6 protein-coding genes are annotated in these 4,220 nt (G+C 70.7%); 2 read left to right on the top strand and 4 right to left on the bottom strand.

What is annotated here, in order from left to right; all coding sequences use genetic code 11:
- Positions 1 to 460, top strand: a 460-nt coding sequence (gene pgl, locus AB0J09_RS57890; RefSeq protein WP_360711586.1) for a 6-phosphogluconolactonase, incomplete at its 5' end; no start/stop codon positions are given.
- 43 nt (positions 461 to 503) lie between these two features.
- Here pgl and add read toward each other — a convergent pair.
- Positions 504 to 1,529, bottom strand: coding sequence for an adenosine deaminase (add, locus tag AB0J09_RS57885; protein WP_360711583.1), 1,026 nt, complete (start codon positions 1,527 to 1,529; stop codon positions 504 to 506).
- 99 nt (positions 1,530 to 1,628) lie between these two features.
- On the opposite strand from add, the gene AB0J09_RS57880 reads away from it, so the two are divergent.
- The gene (locus tag AB0J09_RS57880) at positions 1,629 to 2,339 is read left to right on the top strand and encodes a methyltransferase domain-containing protein (protein WP_360711580.1); all 711 of its coding nucleotides are present in this window, start codon (positions 1,629 to 1,631) and stop codon (positions 2,337 to 2,339) included.
- 24 nt (positions 2,340 to 2,363) lie between these two features.
- Here AB0J09_RS57880 and AB0J09_RS57875 read toward each other — a convergent pair whose 3' ends face one another.
- The 3 genes from AB0J09_RS57875 to AB0J09_RS57865 form a co-directional block, all read right to left on the bottom strand.
- Complete coding sequence (locus AB0J09_RS57875; protein ID WP_360711576.1) at positions 2,364 to 2,939, bottom strand: TetR/AcrR family transcriptional regulator; 576 nt, start codon at positions 2,937 to 2,939, stop codon at positions 2,364 to 2,366.
- Between the two features lie 12 nt (positions 2,940 to 2,951).
- Positions 2,952 to 3,821, bottom strand: coding sequence for an oxidoreductase (locus AB0J09_RS57870; protein WP_360711574.1), 870 nt, complete (start codon positions 3,819 to 3,821; stop codon positions 2,952 to 2,954).
- A gap of 47 nt (positions 3,822 to 3,868) precedes the next feature.
- The coding region (locus AB0J09_RS57865) for a hypothetical protein (protein ID WP_360711571.1) at positions 3,869 to 4,220 on the bottom strand (352 nt) is incomplete at its 5' end.

Genomic DNA, 4,220 nt, shown 5'->3' with positions numbered 1-4,220 from the left:
CCACGTCATGCGGGGCCCCGACTCGGGGATGACGGCGGAGGAGTCGGCCGAGTCCTACGCCGCCGAGCTGCGCAAGGCCGCCAGGCCGGAGGACCACGGCCCCGTGCCGAGCTTCGACGTGATGCTGCTCGGCATGGGCCCGGACGCCCACGTGGCGTCGCTGTTCCCGGGCATGCCCGCCCTGTACGACACCCGCTCGGTGGTGGCCGTGCACGGCGCGCCCAAGCCGCCGCCGACCCGCATCTCGCTGACGCTGCCCGCCATCCAGGCCTCGCGCGAGGTCTGGGTTGTGGCCGCCGGGGAGGAGAAGTCGGGCGCGGTACGCCTGGCGCTGTCGGACTCGGGGCACGTGCAGGTGCCCGCGTCGGGTGCCAGGGGGCGTGCGCGCACGCTGTTCCTGCTGGACCGGGCGGCGGCCAGCAAGATCCCGCCGGAGCTGGGCCGCATCTCGTCGCCCTGACTCCCGGATTGTCGTCTGAGCCGCCGACCGTCCGGCCGGCGGCTCAGCTTCCTTCCGCCGCCAGCAGGTCGTCGATCTCCTTGAGCAGCGCCTGCTTGCGCTCCCCCGCCAGGTAGGAAGCCTGGACGCCGTTCTTGGCGAGCCGGGCGAGCTCCTTCGTCCCGAACCCGAAGGTCCGCGCGGCCACCCGGTACTCCTCCGCCAGCGTCGTGGCGAACATGGGCGGGTCGTCGCTGTTGAGCGTCACGTACAGCCCCTCCTCCAGCATCCGCGGCAGCGGGTGCTCCTCGATGCTGGCGATCTGGCCCGTGCAGAGGTTGGAGGTGGGGCACACGTCCAGCGGGAGCTGGGTGTCGCGCAGGTGCGCGACCAGGCGCGGGTCCGCGAGGCAGTTGATGCCGTGGCCGATCCGTTCGGCGCCGTAACCCTCGATGACCTCCCAGATCGTCTCGGGGCCGCTCATCTCGCCGCCGTGCGGCACGCTGTGGAGGCCCGCGGCGCGGGCGGCCGAGAACGCCGAGCGGTACGCGTCACGATATTTCGGGCGCTCCTGCTCGATACCGCCGATGCCGAAACCTACCAGCGCGGCGGGAGGTTCCTGGAGCGCGTGCTCGACCGTCACCCTGGCGGCCTCCTCGCCGTACTCGCCGGGGATGTCGAAGATGTAGGCCATCTCCACCCCGTGCTCGCTCAGCGAGCGGCGGGCGGCCAGGTCCAGGGCCTCGGTGACCTCGCGCATGGGCATGCCGACGATGTGGTGGGCGTACGGGGTCACCTGCAACTCCACGTAGCGGGCGCCCTGCGGGGCGAGGTCGCGGGCCAGCCCGAGGACGAGGGTGGCCACGTCCTCGGGCTCGCGGACGAGGTCGTTGACGGCCCGGTACACCTGGGCGAAGTGGGGGAAGTCGCGGAAGGTGTAGAAGAGGCGCAGCTCCTCCTCCGTCGAGGGGACCGGTCCGCCGGGGTGACGGCGGGAGAGCTCGAGGACGGTGGGGACCGAGGCCGAGCCGATCAGGTGCACGTGGAGCTCGACCTTGGGGAGCGCGTCGATGAAGGCGTCGAGGGTCATGGCGACGACCATACGGCCGGAATTTCCCGAAAAAACAGCATTAGGCGCGAAATTTCACAGAGAAATGTTAGGTTCGGCGGCTGGACTAAGCTTGGTCCCGTGACCAACGCCGAAGCGTACGATCGCGGCTTCGCTCAGCTGAGCTCCCACACCGTCGGCCCCCTCCTCGACCGGGCGTGCGCTCCCCGCCTGCTCGACGTCGGCTGCGGCACGGGCGTGGTCACCGCGGCGGCGCTCGCGTTAGGCGCTGAGGTCACCGCCGTCGACGTCAATCCGGCCATGCTGGAGCTGACCGCCCGCCGCCACCCGTACGCGACGATCCGCCAGGCCGCGCTGCCCGACCTCCCGTTCGAGGACGAGGAGTTCGACGCCATCGCGGGAAATTTCATCATCAATCACGTGCCCGACACCGCCAAGGCGCTCAAAGAGCTCCACCGCGTGCTGTGCCCGGGCGGCACGCTCGCCCTGACCTGGTGGAAGTCCGACGAGATGACCGCCACGAACGTCTTCGCCGAGGCCATCGCCGCCGCCGAGGTCCCCTACGAACCCCCTGCCCGGCCGTTCGCCGGCGATGACACGCCGCAGCGCTTCACGGAGCTGCTGGAGGAGGCGGGTTTCGAGGGGGCGGCCGTGGAGACTGTACGCTGGCGCCACCAGGTGGACCTCGCGACGTGGTGGAGCGACATCGTGCAGGCAGGCGGTCCCCGTTTCGGGGTGATCGCCCGGCAGCCGCCGGAGACCGTCGAGCGGATCAGGGCCTGCTACACCCGGCTGGCGGCCCCGTACGAGCAGGAAGGCTTTCCTGTGTGAGCCTACCTGGCCTACGCCACCCGCTCAGCCCTTTGACCAGGCGGTCACCAGCGGCATCAGCACCCCGTCGACCGACTCCGCCACGAACTCCGGGCCGAACGGCGGCCCCGCGAAGATCATCCGATGCCACACCAGCGCCTCGGCGAGCGCGAAGAGCCGCCCGGGGTCGACCGGCCCGGCCAGCTCCCCGCGCGTGACGGCCCGCTCCAGCGGGTCGCGCACGGCGTCGAAGTCTCTCGCGCTCAGATGCGCACGCAGTGTGCGCGCCAGCTCCTGGTGGGACAGCAGCGTCGAGGACAGGCCGATGATGAGCGTGTGCTTGCGCTCCACCGTCTCGCACAGACCGCGGAAGACGGCGGCCAGGTCGCCACGGAGCGACCCGGTGTCGGCACTCTCCGGCGCGTCCATGTCGAATCGCCGGCAGATGACGTCCACCACCAGCTCGGGCTTGCCGGCCCAGCGCCGGTAGATGGTGGCCTTGCTGGCCTTGGCCCGCTTGGCGATCTGGTCGACCGACATCCGGTCGTAGCCGACCTCCGACAGCAGCTCCATCGTGGCGTCGAGGATGGCCCTTTCCCGCTCGGGGTCGAGTGGAGCCACGTACACGTCCTTCTAGCTGTAGGCGATTTCCTCGAATCGTACGCCCGTCAGCTCAGCCGACACGTCCCAGAGCCGCCTGGCGAGCTCTTCCGACCTGGCCGCTTCCGAAGGCGTGAGGAGCTTGAGCTTGGGGCCGACGAACTCGCCGCCGCGGATGTCGGGAGAGGTCGCGGCGTAGAGCGAGGGCATCGCGCCGGCCTCCGCCGACCGGAGGACCAATCCCACGAGGGGCTGTAGCGGCCCTATGTTGACGAAGTTCGTGGCGGTTGCACCTGGGTGACTGGCGGCGCTTGTCAGAGCCGCACCGGCCTTCTCAGCGCGTCGCTGGAGCTCCAGGGTGAAGAGCAGGTTGGCGAGCTTGGATCGTCCGTACGAGCTCATCCGGCGGTACCCGCGCTTCAGGCCGAGGTTGTCGAAGTCGATCTTCCCCCAGACGTGCGCGTCGCTGGAGACGGTGACCACGCGGGCGCCGGGGGCGGCGAGCAGGAGCGGCAGCAGCAGGCCCGTGAGGGCGAAGTGGCCCAGGTGGTTGGTGCCGAACTGCATCTCGAAGCCGTCCTTGGTCTCCTGCCTGGAGATCAGGCCGATGCCCGCGTTGTTGATCAGCAGGTCCACCTTGTCGACGCCCTTGGCGAACCGCCTGACCGAGGCCAGGTCCGCCAGGTCCAGGTGGCCGTACTCGACCTGGCCGCCGGGAACCGCCCGCAGGATCTCCGCGACGGCCGCGTCGCCCTTCTCCGGCGAGCGCGCGGCGACGACGACGCGAGCGCCGTGCCTGGCCAGCTCCAGTGCGGTGGGGAGCCCGATGCCGCTGTTGGCACCGGTCACGATGGCGGTCTTACCGGTCAGGTCGGGCATGGAGTCGGGGGTCCAGCCAGTCATCGCCACTCCTCGGGGCGTAGGCGGTGTACGAAACCGTTTCGTACACTCTAGCCTAGTCGCCGGCGAGCGTGGCGCTCTTCGCGCCGTGTGACCTCCAGCCGCTGTTGGCTCTCGGCGAGCCTCTTGCGAGCCTTGGCCAGCTTCTGCTCCAGCCGCGCCACCCGCTCGGCGCGTTCGTCGTGCTCCTTGACGGCGGCCTCCAGCGCCTCCTGCCACTCCTTGTGCGCGGCCTCGGCCTCCTGGCGCTCCTTGGCCTCCCTGGCCTCGGCCTCCTCGCGCTCGCTCGCCTCCTCTTCCGGGGGCTTGCGCCTGGCGGGCCGCTCGCGGGGGATGGGGGCGGGGGCGAAGCCGCTGTAGTTGAGGGGCTTGGCCAGGCGGCCGGCGCGTACCTGCCCGGCC

Origin of the sequence: Nonomuraea sp. NPDC049784 (assembly GCF_040659615.1) — a bacterium.
Classification (GTDB): domain Bacteria; phylum Actinomycetota; class Actinomycetes; order Streptosporangiales; family Streptosporangiaceae; genus Nonomuraea.
Note: the sequence above shows the minus strand (reverse complement) of the source record. Positions and strands in the feature narration are given on the sequence as shown.